Source organism: Pseudobutyrivibrio ruminis (assembly GCF_015057245.1).
GTDB classification, from domain to species: Bacteria; Bacillota; Clostridia; order Lachnospirales; family Lachnospiraceae; genus Pseudobutyrivibrio; species Pseudobutyrivibrio ruminis_E.
Genome location: NZ_SVET01000001.1, coordinates 109,497 through 127,747, shown reverse-complemented (window position 1 = coordinate 127,747; position 18,251 = coordinate 109,497). Strand labels below are relative to the sequence as shown.

Sequence of the window (18,251 nt, the reverse complement as noted above, 5' to 3'; positions counted from 1 at the left end):
TGGTATAATTTTCTTGCGAATATAGTATTCTTTATGTAAAATAAATTTCAGTGACTGGCCAATGGGCCAACGATTAGGAGGAATAATTTAATGAACAGTTCAGTTTTATTAACTGCAGCTAATAGCTCAATCAGCTTAATTATTTGGGTAGTAGTTCTTTTTGTATTCATGTACTTTTTCATGATTCGTCCACAGCAGAAGGAGCAGAAGGAAAAGACAGCTATGATGTCTACACTTGCTGTAGGTGATACAGTTCTTACTACAAGCGGTTTTTATGGTGTTGTTATTGCAATTCCTGATGACACAACTGTTATCGTAGAGTTCGGAAGCAACAAGAACTGCCGTATTCCTATGCAGAAGGTAGCTATCGCTCAGATTGAAAAGCCTGAGGATGCTGTTAAGGCTACAAAGGAAGACGAGAAAGATAAAAAAGAAAAGACTAAATAAATTATTTAGACTAAAATAGCCACCTTGTTAGGTGGCTATTTTTTTTAATTATTTTTTACGATGACGAAGATATTCAGATCCTTTATTTAAAAGGGATTTGGTAGAAGCTACTGGGTGAGTGAATTTGGCAATGTGTCTGAACTGGCCACGTTGAGTTTCGGTAGCATTCATAATCCATTGTTTAACCGCCTCACTGGACAATTGTTCTTTTATTTCTTCAAGTTTTTCGGCAGTAATTTCACGTTTTACAAAAGCAGCTTCTTTACGTTCGTTTGCTTTTTCTATTCTAGCAAGTTTTGCATCGGCCAGATTTGTTGTAAGTGTTTCCACTTTTTCTGCCATTTGGCTATTTATCTGCTCGTTTATACGTTCAAAATCTTTTGCAAATGTGGTAAGTGCAGAAACTGTTAATGCCATGTCCATTCCAAAGAGGAACATAAATATTAATGCCAGTAATTCTATGACTATCTGAGGAATGATGACAACAAGGCTTACGATTGGTGGCACTATAAATTGGGTTACAATTATTCCGGCGATTCCGAAACAGCATGTAAAAATAAGGCAAACTCGTCCATTTATATTGAGTGGTAAATCACTGTAATCCCACCATCTTGCGTGAAATCTTTTTTCTAAGATATATGATGTACCATATTCTAGAAAGAAAGAGCCGACGGCACATCCTAAGAATATTGTTAAATATGAAGGACTCTTACTATGTATGAAAGGTAAATCTACAAAAATAATCTGGGCTAGCGTAGCACCGACTCCGTAAAGTGGGATACAAGGACCATATAAAAAGCCTCGATTTTCCCAAGCTTTTTCGTGTACAGTGCAATAACACGTCTCGTAAATCCACCCGATAAAACTATAAATAATAAATAATACAAAATACCTACTTAACATAACTTATTCTCCTTTGCGTTAAGTAATAGTATAGTAGTTTTGGGGACAAAATAAAAGGACACAGATTTGCTGAATTTGCTTGAAATCAAATATACCCTATGATATACTTCAAATGTTGCGAAAGGTCGCAATTTTAGTTTTTAAATATTAGCTATTCGGGAGGCATTATGCAAACATTAAAGATAGTTCTTATATTTTTATTAATTGCTATTTGTGTGGCACTTACAGTTATCATTCTTTTCCAGGAAGGAAAGCAGAACGGACTTGGTTCTTTATCAGGTCAGCAGTTTGATTCATACTGGAGCCGTAATAAGGGACGTTCGCGTGAAGGCTTATTAGTTAAGCTTACAACAGTTTGCGTTATCTTATTCTTCGTGCTTTCAGCAGTATTGAATATTGGTAGCTTTTAAGAAAGATTTTATTTTGCCACCCTTTAAGGGTGGCATTTGTTGTTTAGGAGGTTTATGAGAGAGTTCGATAAACAAAAGCATTTTCTGATGGATGTATTTAAAAGTCAGGCTTATGTTCCAATGAAAAAGAAGGAGCTTGAAATTCTTCTTGATGTTGAGAAGGATAAAAGAAGCGAGTTTGCGCAGGTTCTGCAAGAGCTTGTTGACGAGGGACAGGTAGAAATTACAAAGCGTGGCAAATATCAGATTGCTGAAAACAGACCTAAATTCATAAAGCTAAAAGATCATAAATCAAAGAAACCTTCAAAAGCAGAAGTAGCTGCTAAGAAGCAGTCTCTTAATCAGGTTGCAAAGAATGCAAATCGTCCAAAGAATGAGAATCTTGAGCCTGATATTATTGGCAGATTTATATCTCATAAAGATGGATATGGTTTTATTGAGGTTGAGGGAAGCGACGAAGACTATTTTGTTAGCAGAGATAACACGGCTTTTGCTATGCAGGATGATACAGTAGCAGCTGTTCTTACCTTTGGTGCTCCTGGTAAACGCCAGGAAGCTCGTGTTATTCGTATTATTGCTCACGGTTTTTCAGATGTTGTGGGCACTTATGAAAAAAGCAATGGATTTGGCTTTGTAGTTGCTGATAGCAACAAATTAGATAGAGATATTTTCATTCCTGCTGGCAAGGATATGGGAGCTGTTACTGGTCATAAGGTAGTTTGCCACATTGATGACTATGGCGATGATTCTCATAAGCCAGAGGGTGTCATTACTGAAATCATTGGTCATAAGAATGATCCTGGAGTAGATATTTTATCTATTGTCAGAGGCTTTGGTATTGATCCTGAGTTTCCAGATAAGGTTTTAAAGCAGGCTACTAATGTTGCTAAGCCTGTTTCTGAAGCTGATAGAGCTGGACGAAATGACATTAGAGATTTGACAGTCATCACGATTGACGGTGAGGATACAAAGGATATCGATGATGGTGTTTCCCTTGAAATGGATGGGGAAAATTTCGTTCTTGGAGTTCATATTGCTGATGTTACAAATTACGTGCAGGAATCATCAGCACTTGATGTGGAAGCGCTTAAGCGAGGAACTTCAGTTTATCTTTCTGATAGAGTTATTCCAATGCTTCCGCATACCCTTTCAAATGGAATGTGTTCTTTGAATGAGGGAGAGGATAGATTGGCCCTTTCTTGCATCATGACATTCAATCCAAAGGGCGAGCTTATTGATCACAATATTTGCGAATCTGTAATAAACAGCAATCATCGTATGACATATACTGATGTATTTGCTATTATGACTGGTGATGAGGTTAAACGTAGCGAATACGCTGATGTTACCGAGATGATTGATCAAATGTATAAGCTATCCCAGATTCTTCGTGCAAAGCGTAAGAAGAGAGGAGCTATAGATTTTGATTTCCCAGAGACTCATATAGTAATCGATGAGTCAGGAAAGGTTGTAGGTCTGGCACCATATGAGCGCAATGATGCGCACAAACTAATAGAAGATTTTATGTTGGCTGCAAATGAAACTGTTGCAGAGCACTTCAATCTCATGGAATCTCCATTTGTATATCGTGTTCATGGAGCTCCAGACCCAGAGAAAATTCAGTCATTAAGCCGTTTCTTAGGTGCTTGTGGTTATACACTTAAAGGAAATAAAGACAGCATTCATCCAAAGGAAATCCAAAAGATGTTAGAATCTTTGGCTGGTCATGAGGACGAGGCTGTCATTACAAAGATGACTCTCAGAAGTATGCAACAGGCAAGATACGACACAGAGTGCAAGGGACATTTTGGTTTGGCTGCACAGTACTATTGTCACTTTACATCACCAATTCGTAGATATCCTGATTTACAGATTCATCGTATTATAAAGGATCATTTACGAGGAAGGATGAACGATAGAAAGGTTTCTCATTATGAATCACTTCTTCCACAGGTAGCACTTGAAACAAGCAAGCTTGAGCGTAGAGCTGAGGAATGTGAGAGAGAAGTTGATAAACTGAAAATGGTTCAGTTTATGAAGAATTTTATTGGTCAGGAATTTACTGGAAATATTTCTTCAGTCACAGGATGGGGAATGTACGTTGAGCTTGAAAATACAGTTGAAGGTCTGGTTCACGTATCGACATTGTATGATGATCATTATGATTTTATCGAAGAGAATCTTACACTTGTTGGCGAGCGAACAGGTCGTACCTTTAAATTGGGTCAGCCTGTTACAGTAATACTGGATTCTGTTGATGAGCAAGCTCGTACTATCGATTTTATCCTTACCGAATTTCAGCGTTTTTAATTGGAGCTAAAGATTATGAATAAAGAAGGCAGAAAACTAATTGCAAATAATAAAAAAGCTTATCATGAGTACTTTCTCGAGGAGGAGTACGAGGCAGGAATAGAGCTTCACGGAACTGAGGTCAAATCTATGCGACTTGGTCAATGTTCCATAAAGGAGGCTTTTGTGCGTATTGATAATGGCGAGATGTTTATTTATCAGATGCACGTAAATCCATATGAAAAGGGTAATATTTTCAATAGAGACCCACTTCGTCCTCGTAAGCTTTTGCTTCACAAGTCAGAGATTAATCGCTTGCTTAGCAAAATCAAGGAAAATGGTTATACTATCGTTCCTATTGAGGTTTATCTTAATAATGGCCTTGTAAAGGTAAAGGTTGCCTTGGCTAAAGGTAAGAAGCTATACGATAAGCGTGCTGATATTCAGAAGAAGGATATGAAGCGCGAAGCAGAAAGAGACTTTAAGATAAGGAATTTAGGCTAATGAAGATTATACTTGCATCCAACTCACCACGAAGAAAAGAACTTTTACAACAGGTCGGTATCGATTTTGAAGTGCAGGCTGCCAATGTAGAAGAAGTTACAGACAAAACTAAGCCGGATGAAGTCGTTATGGACTTAAGCCTGCTTAAGGCAAAAGCTATAGCTGATAAGAATCCTGGCAGGGTTGTTCTGGCTGCAGATACAGTTGTTGCCTACGATGGCAAGATACTTGGAAAGCCCAAAGATGAAAAAGATGCATTTTTAATGCTTTCGCGCTTGTCAGGAAATACTCATCAGGTGTATACTGGAGTGGCTATCGTTGACGAGACAGGAAATATCAATACATTCGCAGAATGTACTGAAGTTGTTATGTATGAGAACAGTCCTGAATTGATTAAAAAATACATCGCTACAGGTGAGCCAATGGATAAGGCTGGCGCCTATGGCATTCAGGGCAAAGGTGCTGTTTTAGTTAAGGAGATTAAAGGTGATTACAATAACGTTGTTGGTTTACCTTTGGCTAAAGTTTATAGGTCGCTGTAAACTGTAAGGGCTAGTAATGGTTTCGACAGGGGTCATGCAGCGGAAGAAGCGAGTCCCACGGTAATGGGTTAAATGGCCAAACTTAAAATTAAACGCTGAAGATAATTTAGCATACGCTGCCTAGTTGCGGCAGTCTGACCTAGGGCACCTACACCTTAGGACCCAGACTTCGACTCTGTAGGAAACGACGCTATCAAAGCTTTGCGATAGTGGGCGTATCATGAAGCTACTAAAGCACATATCTTGTTTGTAAGAGCTGTGTGGAGGGAATGTAAAATTACAAACTACACTCGTAGAAGGGCCGGGAATTGGCTTTTGGACACGGGTTCGACTCCCGTCTAGTCCACTTTTTTAAGTCTCATTTCACATTGTGAAATGGGACTTTCGTTATATTTAACAGAAATTACGTTCTAAATTGTCGAGGCTCCTTTCGGATGTTAGAATTAAATCATAAAGGGTGGAGAGTAATATTATGGCAAAATCTACACGACACATGACAAACGAGGAGCGTAGAGCTTATCGTAAAAGAAGAAAACTTATACGAAGAATCCAGGTTTATTCTGAACTTGGAGCAATTTCTTTAGCCATCGTTATTATCGGTGGTCTAATTGTTTCCCATATAAAAGGTACTGATGATACTATGCGAGTTGCTGCAGAGGAAAGTGTTACTGAATCTGCATCTGATGCATCTGAAGAAAAGTCTACTGGGCTTAAGGTAAGTACAGGTGCTTCAGAAGATCCTAATCAGGAAACAGAGACAGAGACTGAATCAGAAGAAACAAGTAGTTCTTCTGGCGTATACTCGGCAGCAGAAACAAGTTCAACTATTTCTATTGGCGGAGATGTAGTCAGTGAATATGCTATTTTAATTAACAATGACACAAAGGAAATAGTTGGTACTAGAAACTCCTATGAAAAGATTGTTCCAGCATCTATGACAAAGGTAATGACTGTTCTGGTTGCGGCTAATAATCTAACTGAGGAACAGCTTAACGAAACTGTTACCATGTCCCACGAGGCTATTGATTATTCATATGCAGGTGGTGGTTCTACTTCTGGTTTTGTTGAGGATGAAGAGGTTACTGTAAAGGATTTGTTCTATGGAACGATTCTTCCTTCAGGTGGCGATGCTGCGGCTCAGCTGGCTATGTATGTAGCAGGAGATGTAGATAGCTTTGTTACTATGATGAATGAAGAGGTTTCGGCATTAGGACTTACTGGCACTCATTTTACAAACCCTGTAGGATTCCATAGTGATGAGCATTATAGTACTCCATATGATATGTCAATTATTATGATGGCGGCATTGGACAATGAGTTATGCAAAGAGGTTCTTACCACTAAGGTTTATAATTCTACAGCTACAAATGTTAATCCTGAGGGAATTACAATATCTAATTGGTTCTTGCGTAGAATTGAGGATAAGGATATTGGAGGCACCATTGAGGGCGCTAAGACTGGATATGTTGATGAATCTGGAAACTGTGCTGTCAGCTCTATGATAGCTGATGATGGAACTGAATACATATGCTGTACAGCAAAGTCTTCAAGCTCTTGGAGATGCATTTATGATCACGTAGATATATATAAGGCCTACACGCAGTAGGCCTTTTCTTTTTATAGATATTCTTTGATTTTGTTGATTGAATCGATAAATGCGACAGGTGAGAATTCCTTTAAATCATCCATATCGCGGAATCCATATGTACATAAGATATAATCGAGCCCTGAGTTAATAGCAGTGGCAGCATCTACATCAGAATCGCCAACATATAAAACTGACGATTTATCTTTTATATCTAATGCTTCAAGAGCTAGATTGATTGGCTCTGGATCAGGCTTTCTTTTGTGACTTCCATCATCACCGATAACAATATTTATATATGGCTTAAAGAAGTCATCTAGTAGGGAATTGCTGGCTGTTTGCCCCTTGTTGGTAACGATTGCCATTTTGATACCCATTTCAGATAGTTCTTTAGTAGTTTCTAGGATGCCATCATATGGCTTTGTTTTTACACGGTTGTGACTGTTGTAGTAATCTACAAAGTCAGCGAAAAACTGGTCGAATTTATCGTAATTTTCGCCATCAGGTAATGCTCTTACAACCAACATTCTAAGTCCGTTTCCTACGAATCGTCTGACGTTTTCAATTGGGTGAGTTGGCAATCCATATTCTGTAAGTGTATGATTAATGGAATCAGTTAAATCCTCAAGTGTGTACAAAAGTGTACCATCTAAGTCAAATAGTATTGTGTCGTATTTCATTGTAATAACCTTTTCTTTCTATTTTCTTCTAATTGTTATATAGCTATTATAGGTATTTGTAAAGGAAAAATATTGAATTATTAGTATGCCTTTGTTATGATTTTTTTACCGGCTAATTTAGGAGGACATGATGGAATTTTATATTAGAGAGGCTGAAATTGCCGATGCCGCTTCGATTTGCGACATCTACGGATACTATGTTGCAAATACTTTTGTTACTTTCACAGAGGTAAATGGCTCAGTTGAAGACTACGAACAGTCTATTATCGAAACAAAAAAGGATTATCCTTACATTGTTGCTTGTGATTCCGAAGGTAAGGTGATTGGTATGGCTTATGGCGGCAGGGTTCGTCATCATGATGCATATAAATATTCAGTGGAGACGACTATATATTTAGCACCTGATGTTCCTAAGCAATCTGGAATAGGAAAGGCCTTATATGGTGAGCTTCAGAAGCGTCTTTCTGATATGGGATATAAATTCATGTACGGAGTTATTACAGATGACAATGAGCCTAGCATCAAGTTCCACCAGGCTTTGGGATTTGAAGAGGTAGGTCATTTTACAGATATAGGTTACAAATTCGGAGAATGGAAAGGGATTGTGTGGTATAGAAAACAAATCGGTGATTTGAATGATATGCCTAGCAAATAGTGGTTATGAAAAGAGCGCTTAGATATATATTGGTATCTACATTATCAATATTTTTTACTTTGATAGCAGTTGGCATTATTTATATAGTTGCTGATACACATAGCAGAATACAGGTTCAAGAAGGTGAGACTTATTCCAGTGCTCAGGTTGAGGAGCTTGTAGATGAGGCAAAGGCTGAGGGCCAGAAAAGTGTTCTTGATTCCATCAAAGAATCATTAGAAGAGGGGAACACAATTATTTCTGTTTTGAAGTCTCTTTACCCGGAGTATATTGTTGTTGCAGCAAATTCCAAATACAATTTTGTTCCAGTTAATGACTCGCTTCCTAAGAATTCTTTCGATATTAATAATCTTCAGGAAGATGAAAATGGCATTTATTCTTATGTAGTGGACGGACAGGTTGTTTCTAGAAAAGGAATAGACGTTTCTTCTCATCAGGGTGATATCGATTGGGAGGCAGTTGCTGCCGATGGTGTTGAGTTTGTATTTGTCAGAGCTGTCTATAGAGGATATGGCACAGGCAAAATCGTTGTAGATGAAAAATGTATCGAAAACATCGAAGGAGCTCAAGCTGCAGGCCTTGATGTTGGCGTTTATGTATTTTCGCAGGCTATTTCCCAGGCGGAAGTATTAGAGGAAGCATCCACTGTTCTTAATCTTTTAGATGGATATACACTTCAGCTTCCAATTGTATTTGACGTAGAAAAGGTAAGCGACAGCGAGGCTAGAACAAATAGCCTTACAGTAGAAGATAGAACAGCACTTACTATTACTTTTTTAGAGGCTGTCCAGAATGCAGGATATGATTCAATGATTTATCATAATACTGAAATGGGAGCGATGCTTCTAGATTTTACTCAGCTTACTGATTACAAGAAATGGTTTGCTGGTTATAACAAAGAGTTTTACTGGCCATATGAGTTTGACATATGGCAGTACTCTGAAACTGGTAGTGTAAATGGAATAAATGGAAATGTCGATTTAGATATTTGGCTAGCCCAATAAAAGGCTAGCCAATTTTGTATTATCTTCTGGATTCATAAAGCAAATTCTAATGTATTTTTCGCCAAGATAAGGGAATGTGGAACAATCTCTGATCATGAGACCCTGACGAATACATCTGTCAAATAAATCCCCACTTGTAATGCCGTCTTCTAATATTTTTAAAAGCATGAAATTGCCCTGTGGCTTATATGGCTTGAAACGGCTACTTTCATCAAAAAGCTTGAACAAGCGGTCTCTTTCTGATTTTATTAAATCTCTTGTTTCTTGAATGTAATCCTCATCAGTAAACATTAGAGTGCCGGCTATTACAGCGATTGAATTAATTGACCATGGATCTTTACGCTGGTTCATAATCTGCATTAAATCGGAATTAGAACAAATAGCATAGCCTAATCGAAGACCAGGGGCTGCAAAGAACTTGGAAGTTCCTCTCAGTATTGCGATGTTTGTATAGGTTCTGGTAAGACTGACTGCAGATATTTCTTTTACATTTTCTGCAAATTCCACGTATGTTTCATCTACCATTACAAAAATATCGCTTTCCTTGCAGGCATCAAGAATAAGACGCATGTCATGGACGTTAATTGCAGTACCTGTAGGGTTGTTTGGATTGCAAATAATAAGCATATCGATATCTTCTGATAGCTTGCTTATAAAATGAGCTGGATCAAGTACGAAATCATTTTCTTCACGAAGAGGATAGTAGATAGTCTTACCTCCGCATAAAGCGATTTCACGTTCGTATTCTGAGTATGTTGGTCCCAAAATAAGAGCCTTTTTAGGCTGCTGAATCTGGATGAAAAGGGAAATCAGCTCTGTTGAACCATTTCCTACAATTATGTTTTCAACCTCTGTAGAGCAGTAGTTTGCAATGCACTGACGAAGCTGTACGTAATCTCTGTCAGGGTATGTTGTAATGCAATCGATTTGCTCCTTGATTCCTTCTCTTAATTTAGGAGAAATCCCAAGTGGATTAACATTAGCAGAGAAGCTAATGATGTTTTCTTTTTTAATTCCGTAGATTTGTTCAATTTTTTCTAAATCACTTCCATGGAAGTGGTCTTTGTGTTTAATCATGCCTATCACCTCGTTTTTTATATAGTAGCACCACGTTTAACAAATATCCATCTTTTTGTTTCTATTTCGTTTGAAAACACAACATGTTGTGCTATAATTTGAAAAGAATATGCTAGGATTAGTGGGTGTATACCTAATCCTTGGAATGTAGAGGAAGAATGTTTTGAGAAAAAGAATCTATCGAATATCAGAGGATAAATTCGATGACTTAAAACCAAATATAGAATTCGAAAGAGAACAGATAGAAGAGACATGCTATGTGGGCGATACATTTACTGGCAGTTTTTTCTTTAAGAGTCTTAACAACGTTAAAATCAGGGGCGTAGTCTATTGTACAAATCCATACGTGCAGGTTAGTGACCCTTGGTTTGACAAGGAAAACGTTCGTATCGAATATAAAGTGGACGATTTCAATTACAAATCAGGAGAGGCTCTTTCAGGTGAGTTCATTATTGTAGCGGTAGGAATTGAAAAGCACATTCCTTTTACCATTACATACGCTACTCGACCTTTAATCACTTCTGTTGGGGAAATTCATGATTTAAAGGCTTTTGCAGAGCTTGCTCAAAATCATTTCAGCGAAGCTGTTTCTGTGTTCTATTCAGACCGATTCGCTGAGTTCATTTCTGATTTAGATAAACGCACCAGATTATTATATCGTGGCTTCAAAGCAGCTCCGATTGCTGCTGTTAATGTAGATGAATTCCTTGTTTCTACAGGACTAAAGCCAAAGATGTCCTTTGATGTGCAGGAGAGATGTGACAAATACTACGAGGTAAATGAAAACATTCGTGGTGAAATAGAAATTGTTCGTTCTACATGGGGCTACATCGATATAAAAGTTTCATGCGATGCTGATTTTGTGTCAGTTGAAAAGGAACATATTACATCTGACTTTTTCCTTGGCTCTATCTTCAATATGAATTATTACATTCACAAAGATAGAATGCATGAAGGTCTTAATTATGCAAAGATTTCATTTGATTACAGAGGCATTCATAAGGAAATCACTATTATCGCATCATCTTTAAAAGAGGATGCCACTTTAGATTCTGAAAAGCACAAGAAGGATATGCAGATTCTTAAGGCATGTCGTCTCTACGAAGACTTTAGACTTCGCAAAATCACTACAGGCCAGTGGTGTCAGGAAACACTTTCTGTATTAGATTCCATTTCAGAAGAGGATGAAGAAGACAATTTTACTCTTTTGATGAGAGCGTTGGTTTATGTTACAAACAACCAAAAGCAAGAAGCTCTTTGGATTATTCAGGATTTGAAGCGAACTATCGAAGATAAAAGCAGCACGCAGTGGGCTTTTCTTCTGTATATTTGCACCCTCATCGAAAGGGAAGAATCATACGTAGATAGGCTTACTGGCAACATAGAGTCTATTTATCTTGAGCATCCTGATGATGTTAGGCTTTTCTGGTTTTTGATGTTCCTGAGAAAAGAATACATAAAGAACCCTACTGCAAAGCTCAGGGATATTTCAGACTGGGTATCTAGAGGATTTGATTCGCCTCTTCTTTACATTGAGGCTTACTATATTTTTGTCCAGGATCCATATTTAATATCATCCTTCGATGAACTTACAATTAAAGTACTTAATTGGGCGAGAAAGAAAAATGCAATTTCAAAAGATATTGCTATTCAGATGATTCATGTTATTGAATCTGAGAGGACCTACAATCCTAAAGCGCTTCCTATTATCGAAGCCTGCTATGAAATCTATCCTGATTTACAGTTTTTACTTGCCATTGTTACATATCTTTTAAAGGCAAACTACATCGAAGAAAAATTCTTCAAGTGGTTTAAAATGGCTATCGAAGCAAACCTTCATGTATCTGGTATTTTTGAGGCATACATGGAAGCTATGCCTACCTATTCTGTAGATAGGTTTCCACAGCTTCTTACTATGTTCTTTAAATACAACAACGATCTTTCTTATGAAAAGAAAGCGCTTCTTTATGCCAATATTATTTTGCACAGGGCAGAAGACAGTGATACCTATGATCATTATGAATCAGCGATAGAAACCTTTGCACTTGAGCAGCTAAAGCTTGGTCGTTTGGATGACAATCTTGCTGTATGTTATCAGCGTCTCATGGAGCTTGGGATTTTTGATAAAGAGGTTGCAAAGCTTGTTTCAGAGCTGGCGTTCAAAAAGAAGCTGGCCGTTATCAATCCGGATATACGTAGAATTTTCTTATATCAGGATGAGTTCAAAACACCTGTGATTGCTAATGTTTCAGATCATAAAGCTTATGTTAACTACATAGGCAGTGAAGGTGTTTTCTTCCTTGAGGATAATGATGGTTATCTGTTTGTAGATGATGAAGCATACTTTAAGGAAGACGTTATAGATGCTACTGCATATTTCAATACCCTTAAGGAATTGGCGCCACAGAGCATGGCTTTCGTTCTTATGGATTTAGACAATCTGGAAGATTCAGAAAGCATCAAAATGTTACTGGATTCTAAGCAGATTTCTTTGGATTATTTGCGTAGCATGTATCCAAAGATTATCAAGGTACTTCGTAAAAACGAAGAGGATGCTTTGATAGAGCGTCATTTTATGCATGAGGCAGATTTGAAATCTCTTAGAGCAGAGGTGATTGCCGATGTTCTTGAGGTGTTTGTCAGCCGTAGCAAATACGAGGAAGCCTACTACATGCTTCAGCACACAAACGGTTCTCAGCTAAGGCCAGAGGTTGCCACAAAGCTTTGTCAGTTTATGATAAATCAGGATTCTGAAAAAACAGATGATTTCCTTATCCTGATGACTGCTCATTTGGTACAAAAGGGATTTGTACATGGAGATATGATTAAGTATCTCATCAAATTCTATGTTGGCCCAACAGACGTCATGATGCTGATTTACAACAACGCTTATGAGCGCGGTGAAGATGTTGTGGAATTCTCTGAAAGAATTCTTACACAGGTTCTGTATAGGGATTTCCTTTGCGATGGCATAATGGAAGTCTTTGATTCATATGTTGCTCGAAAGAACAACAAAATGATTGTCGAGGCTTTCCTTACATACGAAGCACATAGTTATTTGTCTGAGCACAAGGAAGTACCAGGAGAGATTTTCTCACATATTTACAATAGATATAAAAAGGGCCTTACAGTTAACGAAAGTATGCGAATAGCTCTTCTTAAGTATCTTTGTCTACAGAAAGACCTAGATGAAGATGATATGAGCATGTTGGATATGCTTTTGGCAGATGCTATTTTGCGTAACCAGTACTTTGGATTCTTTGTTAATTGTAATGAGAAACTAAAAATTAAATATCACTTGTATGATAAGCATTTCATAGAAATTGCTACTGATAAAAGAAAATCTGTCGTTATCACATACTCTATCAACGGTCAGGAGCCTCTTGAGGAGGATATGATTGAAATGTACGACGGATTGTATGTAAAGCAGTTTATCCTGTTTTATGGTGACGAGCTTAGATACGAAATTTATTGTGATGAGCTTTCAGAAGATCCTTTAAAGAGCGACACAATAGTTATGAGTGAAGAGCCTGATGTTAAGAATGGCCGATTCGCTCTAATGAATAGTATCAGCCGCCACAACCTATACGAGGAAGCAGGAGAGCTTGCTGCTGACCTTAAGACTTATCAGGGCTTGGATGCTGTTACAAGAGATTTATTTACTATTATTTAATGGTGAAAGAGGATTTATATGGGAAATTCTGAGGGGGCTTATCTTGGCATAGATATTAGTGCCAGAAGCACAGTTCTTAGTATTTATAAATCAAATATGGATGAGCCGGCTACAGTCAGCACGATTCTTGGTGAGGAAAATTATTCCATCCCTACAGTACTTGCTAAGCGATACGGTATGGGACAATGGTTTTTTGGCGATGAAGCTATTAGCAAAAGCCGCACAAAGGAGGCTATGCTTGTAGACGATTTATATACTTTGGCTCTCAAGAATGAGGAAGTTTTTGTTGATGGAGAAAGCTTTCAAGCTAGAGAGCTTATGGTTATATATTTTAATAAGCTTTTTGCTATTCCAGGTCCTATGGCTGCCATGGGGGATATAGAAAAGCTTGTTGTTTGCGTAGATCAGGTAAATCTTGAGGTCATGGAATTGATGAATTATATCATCTCCAGACTATCCATAGATTCCAATAGGCTTATGCTTATCGACCGCAACGAATGCTTTTACTTTTATGCATTATCACAGAGGCCGGAGTTGTTTTTATATAGCGTAGCCCTTTTTGATTACAGCGGTTCAAACATGATTTCATGTGTGTTGAATCGTAATCAAAGTACTCGTCCTCAGATGATTACACTTGATGTAGTTAATCATGGAGATATTACCGACAATCGAGATGAAAAGTTTGATGAGATAATAGCAGATACTTTTGGAAGTACTTTGTTTTCATCAGTTTATCTTGTTGGTGACGGCTTTGATGGCGAGTGGATGAAGGTCAGCCTTGCTAGACTTTGCAAGGGCCGTAAGGTGTTCATGGGAAAAAACCTTTATTCAAAGGGCGCATGTTATGCAGGCTACACCAAGGATGGCAAACGCGACTGGCCTTTCATTTACATTGGCGACAACGATTTAAAGCTTAATCTTTCAATAAAGATTTTAGAAAATAATGTTATGAAATTTTTCACCCTTATCGATGCCGGCCAAAGCTGGTACGATGCAAAGGGAGAGTGTGAAGTAATTTTGGATGGTGAGCCAGAGCTTGAATTCTATATCCAAAGGCCAGAATCAAGGGAAGCTCATACAGAGGTTCTTGAATTAACAGATATGCCAAAAAGAGAAAACAGAACCACTCGTCTTCGAATAGAAGCAAGTCCTATTTCTGATGTGGCTGTATCTATCGTAATTACGGATTTAGGATTCGGAGAAATTTCTCCATCCTCTGGCAAAAGCTGGGAACACACTATTTCAATTAAGTAGGTAGTTTATGAGTACATTGATTTATTGCAAAAATTCAATAGCAGCTACACCTTATTACATAGAAGAAGTGTCTTTGAATGTATATTCTCTTGAGGAGCTTAGCTATTACATGCTAAATAATGTTTATTTGCTTTCTACTAAGCTGATGAACACGGAGCTTTGTAATTGGATTGGCAGAGAGCTTAAGTTTCCTAAGCTTGCTAGCGAGCTTCAGTCAATGGTGCAAAACAATTCGCCTTTACATATTTTTGTAGGCCATATTTTAAGTGCCAATGGATACGCTTCCAACAAAGAGATTAAGGATGCCCTTTCGATTATTTCTACCTTTGAAAACAAATCGGAGGCCGAAAGACGTAAGCTGAGGGCTGATAGACTAATGCTTGGCAACAAGCTTGTAGATGCCATCTATGAATACGAGACTTTACTTGCTGAGGATGTTGCAAAGACAATGCCTCGTACAGTAGAAGGAGATGTTTATCACAATTTAGGATGTGCTTTTGCAAAGCTTTTCTTTTTTGATGAGGCCAGCAAATGCTTTGATGAAGGCTACAAACGTAATCAAAAGAAGCAGACACTTTATTGTCTTTTATACGCAGCTCGCTGTGGCAAGGATAAGCTCGGATTTGAGGAGTATGTTGCTAAATATCAAGTTCCTAGAAGCGATGTAGAGGAAGTTTTGCAGATTGTTTCCAGGTCCACAATAAAAGAAGATATTGTTGGTTTTGATAGCGCTATAAATGATTTGCTTTATGGTGAATCATCACAAGTGTCAAAGGAAACAATCCAAAATGTTATCAATAATTGGAAAGAAGAATATATAAAAATCTGCAGGATTTAATTAATATCCTAAAGGGAGAAATGTATGGGATTTTTTTCAAGTAGAAAAAAGAAAAAAGAACTTAGAGCAGCTAAAATTGATGATGCTTTTAACAGAGTTTATTCCCAAATCGAAGGAATCGATAGTTGGGAAGATCCAAAGAAGCTTGAACATTATATTTTGGATTCCTGCGAGCAGATTATTGCATCCACTAAGGCTATGGAACGCCAAAAGATGGAGTATCGCATTGTTACTCGTTATCTTAATGACATAAAGGCTATAGAGAATCTGCCAAAGGAAAAAGCAAAGGAGCTTCGTAATACTGCGTCACGTATATGCGAATTGGAAAACAATCTTGTTAATGCAAGATCAATCCAGCGAAACATTACAGATGAACAATACGAAGTAATTTCTGATGATGAGGCTGATATGCCTGAAATCATTAATCGATTTGCATCAGACGAAATATATCAGGCAAAGCTTAAGCGAAATCTTGCTTATCTTGAAGGTGAAAAAAGTCGATGGGAAATCGAAAGAGAAGAGCTTCAGGGGCAGATTAAACTCTTTAGAAAGATGGCCGTTGCCATTCTTGCATCCTTTATGACGCTGCTTATTTTATTGCTTGCTATGTACAATGCGGCCCAGGCAGATATTTCTATCTGGGTGTTTATAGTTTTATTTATCTGCGCTGTTAGCGGATTTATTGTTTTTGTTCGTCAGAATACAATTGCCAGAGAAAATAAAGTTGCCATTGTGCATTTAAATCAGGCTATTAGTATGCTCAACGTAGAAAGAATGAAATACGTTAATGTGACTAATTCGGTTGAGTATTCAAAAGATAGATATTTTGTCAAAACTTCAGCCGAGCTTCAATACGTTTGGGAACAGTATCAAGATAAGCTTAGAGACCAGCAAAGATATATTCAAAACAACGAAGATCTTGAGTTTTACAATTCTAAATTGGAGAGAATTTTAGGTGAAATCGGACTTGCTGATGATAAGATCTGGTTGAATCAGGTAAATGCCCTTGTTGATAGACAGGATATGTCAGAATGCAGACATAGACTTGTTATGCGAAGAAAGAAGATTAGGGATAGATTAGATGATCATCGTAGGATTGTTCAAGAAGAAAGAGATGAAATAGATAGGCTCATGATTAACCATGAGCACTATCTACCTGAAATTCAGGAAATCATCAAATCAGTTGATAAGCTCTGTGGCACAAGCTCAAGCAGTGCCAGAAAGAATGCTTAATATTATTCTAAAATGAAGTCCATATAAACTGGATTGTGGTCTGAATATGCAAAGCCTGTATCTAATACATTTGAGTATTCAACCTTAACATTTGAAGAAACAATGAAACCATCGATTGTTAATACGAAGGAATCCTCAGTGTATGGTGTGTCGGCGTTTCTGCATGATGGAACAGGATTTGCTTCATCAAGTGGACCTACTACACTAAAGTCATCAGATAATAAATCTTCTGGGAATGGCTGAGCCCAATTTGCTTCGCTAGTTGTTCCGAAGTATGCAGATGAATCACCAAGCATATCTTTGTTCATATCGCCACCGGCAATAACGTAATTGCCAGCCTCAACCTCAGCGGTCATATCTTCGTTGAGCATGACAACCTGGTTTTCAGCTGTTGATGGGTCTGTAGTATATGCAGACAAATGAACATTGTATAAAACAAGCTGCTTGCCATTATCAAGATCAATATAGTTTTTGCAATAGCATCTATCTAGGTCGATGAACTTTGATAAGCCTTCTTCGATTGGAAGAGAGCGACGGATAGAGCTTGTTATTGTGGCTGGTGAAACTGTTAAGAGTCCAGCTTTTGACTTACCGTGAGGCTGAGTAAAAGGATACATCAAAAATGGACTATCATAATTTTGGGCGAAAATGTAGTTTACATCACTTATATCAGCATCAGCTAAATCTGAAATGATAAGTTCTTTCTGATCTACGTGATAACTTCTTGTAGAATCGATATCTACTTCTTGGAACAACATTAAATCTGGGTCTAATGACATAACGCTATTTACTGAGCCATTGATGTTATCGTACACAGCTTCTTTTGAGTAGGCCCATGACTCTGTGCCGCCATCCATGAAGAATGAATAGTCTGCAGAGTATGCGCCAAATCCAAGATTTGCAGATGATATTCGATAGGTTTCTCCGATTGAAAGAGTATCTGTAGATGCTGAACCTTCGATTTCGAGTTCTAGATTATCGTCTAAACGATAATACGAAGCGAATACATAAACTAAATATCCGACAAATAAAAGAACGATGATTAGTAGAATAATAAGAATGGTTTTTAAAACTTTTTTTGCCATATATTCTTTCCTTTCAGATGTTTAAAAATTCATTAATAATATATCATAAAAGCTTGTTAGAATTCTAAAATT

General features: G+C 37.7%; 16 protein-coding genes and 1 other RNA gene. 13 read left to right on the top strand and 4 right to left on the bottom strand.

The window, feature by feature from the left end; genetic code table 11:
• The first annotated feature begins 90 nt into the window (after positions 1-90).
• Positions 91-447: a preprotein translocase subunit YajC gene (gene yajC / locus E7274_RS00650; protein WP_097075534.1), complete on the top strand. Its 357-nt coding sequence runs from the start codon at positions 91-93 to the stop codon at positions 445-447.
• A gap of 48 nt (positions 448-495) precedes the next feature.
• Here yajC and E7274_RS00645 read toward each other — a convergent pair whose 3' ends face one another.
• Positions 496-1,350 carry a putative ABC transporter permease gene (locus E7274_RS00645; RefSeq protein WP_304172862.1) on the bottom strand — a complete coding sequence of 285 codons (855 nt, stop codon included), beginning with the start codon at positions 1,348-1,350 and terminating at the stop codon, positions 496-498.
• Positions 1,351-1,517: 167 nt separating this feature from the next.
• Here E7274_RS00645 and secG point away from each other — a divergent pair, with 167 nt between their 5' ends.
• From secG to E7274_RS00615, 6 genes are all read left to right on the top strand, one after another.
• Positions 1,518-1,760, top strand: coding sequence for a preprotein translocase subunit SecG (gene secG, locus E7274_RS00640; RefSeq protein WP_033154215.1), 243 nt, complete (start codon positions 1,518-1,520; stop codon positions 1,758-1,760).
• Between the two features lie 54 nt (positions 1,761-1,814).
• On the top strand, positions 1,815-4,070 hold the full coding sequence (rnr, locus tag E7274_RS00635; RefSeq protein WP_304172860.1) for a ribonuclease R: 2,256 nt from the start codon (positions 1,815-1,817) through the stop codon (positions 4,068-4,070).
• A 15-nt stretch (positions 4,071-4,085) separates the two neighbouring features.
• Complete coding sequence (smpB, locus tag E7274_RS00630) at positions 4,086-4,553, top strand: SsrA-binding protein SmpB (RefSeq protein ID WP_044934689.1); 468 nt, start codon at positions 4,086-4,088, stop codon at positions 4,551-4,553.
• Complete coding sequence (locus E7274_RS00625) at positions 4,553-5,095, top strand: Maf family protein (RefSeq protein ID WP_044934687.1); 543 nt, start codon at positions 4,553-4,555, stop codon at positions 5,093-5,095. Before smpB ends, E7274_RS00625 begins: the two co-directional genes overlap by 1 nt.
• Positions 5,096-5,102: 7 nt before the next feature.
• Positions 5,103-5,444, top strand: a transfer-messenger RNA (tmRNA) gene (gene ssrA / locus E7274_RS00620).
• 123 nt (positions 5,445-5,567) lie between these two features.
• On the top strand, positions 5,568-6,701 hold the full coding sequence (locus E7274_RS00615) for a D-alanyl-D-alanine carboxypeptidase family protein (RefSeq protein ID WP_304172859.1): 1,134 nt from the start codon (positions 5,568-5,570) through the stop codon (positions 6,699-6,701).
• A gap of 11 nt (positions 6,702-6,712) precedes the next feature.
• On the opposite strand, the gene E7274_RS00610 is transcribed toward E7274_RS00615, so the two are convergent.
• A complete protein-coding gene (locus tag E7274_RS00610; protein WP_304172857.1) occupies positions 6,713-7,360 on the bottom strand; it encodes an HAD family hydrolase in 648 nt (215 codons plus the stop codon).
• Between the two features lie 130 nt (positions 7,361-7,490).
• Between E7274_RS00610 and E7274_RS00605 the strand changes: the two genes are divergently transcribed.
• Both E7274_RS00605 and E7274_RS00600 read left to right on the top strand, forming a co-directional pair.
• Positions 7,491-8,015, top strand: a complete 525-nt coding sequence (locus tag E7274_RS00605; protein ID WP_304172855.1) for a GNAT family N-acetyltransferase — start codon at positions 7,491-7,493, stop codon at positions 8,013-8,015.
• A 5-nt stretch (positions 8,016-8,020) separates the two neighbouring features.
• The gene (locus E7274_RS00600) at positions 8,021-9,019 is read left to right on the top strand and encodes a glycoside hydrolase family 25 protein (protein WP_304172854.1); all 999 of its coding nucleotides are present in this window, start codon (positions 8,021-8,023) and stop codon (positions 9,017-9,019) included.
• Here the strand turns inward: E7274_RS00600 and E7274_RS00595 are convergent.
• A complete protein-coding gene (locus tag E7274_RS00595; protein WP_044934680.1) occupies positions 9,008-10,096 on the bottom strand; it encodes a pyridoxal phosphate-dependent aminotransferase in 1,089 nt (362 codons plus the stop codon). The genes E7274_RS00600 and E7274_RS00595 overlap by 12 nt on opposite strands.
• 163 nt (positions 10,097-10,259) lie before the next feature.
• Here E7274_RS00595 and E7274_RS00590 point away from each other — a divergent pair, with 163 nt between their 5' ends.
• Genes E7274_RS00590 through E7274_RS00575 form a run of 4 tightly spaced genes read left to right on the top strand, consistent with a single transcriptional unit; the run spans position 10,260 to position 17,094 of the window.
• A complete protein-coding gene (locus tag E7274_RS00590) occupies positions 10,260-13,769 on the top strand; it encodes a DUF5717 family protein (protein ID WP_304172852.1) in 3,510 nt (1,169 codons plus the stop codon).
• An 18-nt stretch (positions 13,770-13,787) separates the two neighbouring features.
• The gene (locus tag E7274_RS00585) at positions 13,788-15,023 is read left to right on the top strand and encodes a DUF5716 family protein (protein ID WP_074788988.1); all 1,236 of its coding nucleotides are present in this window, start codon (positions 13,788-13,790) and stop codon (positions 15,021-15,023) included.
• A 7-nt stretch (positions 15,024-15,030) separates the two neighbouring features.
• Positions 15,031-15,861, top strand: a complete 831-nt coding sequence (locus tag E7274_RS00580) for a hypothetical protein (RefSeq protein WP_049960265.1) — start codon at positions 15,031-15,033, stop codon at positions 15,859-15,861.
• Between the two features lie 24 nt (positions 15,862-15,885).
• Positions 15,886-17,094, top strand: coding sequence for a hypothetical protein (locus tag E7274_RS00575; protein WP_304172850.1), 1,209 nt, complete (start codon positions 15,886-15,888; stop codon positions 17,092-17,094).
• Between the two features lie 2 nt (positions 17,095-17,096).
• On the opposite strand, the gene E7274_RS00570 is transcribed toward E7274_RS00575, so the two are convergent.
• Positions 17,097-18,179, bottom strand: coding sequence for an endonuclease/exonuclease/phosphatase family protein (locus E7274_RS00570; RefSeq protein WP_304172848.1), 1,083 nt, complete (start codon positions 18,177-18,179; stop codon positions 17,097-17,099).
• Between the last annotated feature and the right edge of the window lie 72 nt (positions 18,180-18,251).

What these genes read in the sequence shown, in the direction of transcription:
- E7274_RS00600 (WP_304172854.1), top strand. Translation starts at nt 8,021, where the DNA reads ATGAAAAGAGCGCTTAGATATATATTGGTATCTACATTATCAATATTT.
- E7274_RS00595 (WP_044934680.1), bottom strand. Translation starts at nt 10,096, where the DNA reads ATGATTAAACACAAAGACCACTTCCATGGAAGTGATTTAGAAAAAATT.
- E7274_RS00615 (WP_304172859.1), top strand. Translation starts at nt 5,568, where the DNA reads ATGGCAAAATCTACACGACACATGACAAACGAGGAGCGTAGAGCTTAT.
- yajC (WP_097075534.1), top strand. Translation starts at nt 91, where the DNA reads ATGAACAGTTCAGTTTTATTAACTGCAGCTAATAGCTCAATCAGCTTA.
- E7274_RS00580 (WP_049960265.1), top strand. Translation starts at nt 15,031, where the DNA reads ATGAGTACATTGATTTATTGCAAAAATTCAATAGCAGCTACACCTTAT.
- smpB (WP_044934689.1), top strand. Translation starts at nt 4,086, where the DNA reads ATGAATAAAGAAGGCAGAAAACTAATTGCAAATAATAAAAAAGCTTAT.
- rnr (WP_304172860.1), top strand. Translation starts at nt 1,815, where the DNA reads ATGAGAGAGTTCGATAAACAAAAGCATTTTCTGATGGATGTATTTAAA.
- E7274_RS00645 (WP_304172862.1), bottom strand. Translation starts at nt 1,350, where the DNA reads ATGTTAAGTAGGTATTTTGTATTATTTATTATTTATAGTTTTATCGGG.
- E7274_RS00610 (WP_304172857.1), bottom strand. Translation starts at nt 7,360, where the DNA reads ATGAAATACGACACAATACTATTTGACTTAGATGGTACACTTTTGTAC.
- E7274_RS00605 (WP_304172855.1), top strand. Translation starts at nt 7,491, where the DNA reads ATGGAATTTTATATTAGAGAGGCTGAAATTGCCGATGCCGCTTCGATT.
- E7274_RS00585 (WP_074788988.1), top strand. Translation starts at nt 13,788, where the DNA reads ATGGGAAATTCTGAGGGGGCTTATCTTGGCATAGATATTAGTGCCAGA.
- E7274_RS00570 (WP_304172848.1), bottom strand. Translation starts at nt 18,179, where the DNA reads ATGGCAAAAAAAGTTTTAAAAACCATTCTTATTATTCTACTAATCATC.
- E7274_RS00575 (WP_304172850.1), top strand. Translation starts at nt 15,886, where the DNA reads ATGGGATTTTTTTCAAGTAGAAAAAAGAAAAAAGAACTTAGAGCAGCT.
- E7274_RS00625 (WP_044934687.1), top strand. Translation starts at nt 4,553, where the DNA reads ATGAAGATTATACTTGCATCCAACTCACCACGAAGAAAAGAACTTTTA.
- secG (WP_033154215.1), top strand. Translation starts at nt 1,518, where the DNA reads ATGCAAACATTAAAGATAGTTCTTATATTTTTATTAATTGCTATTTGT.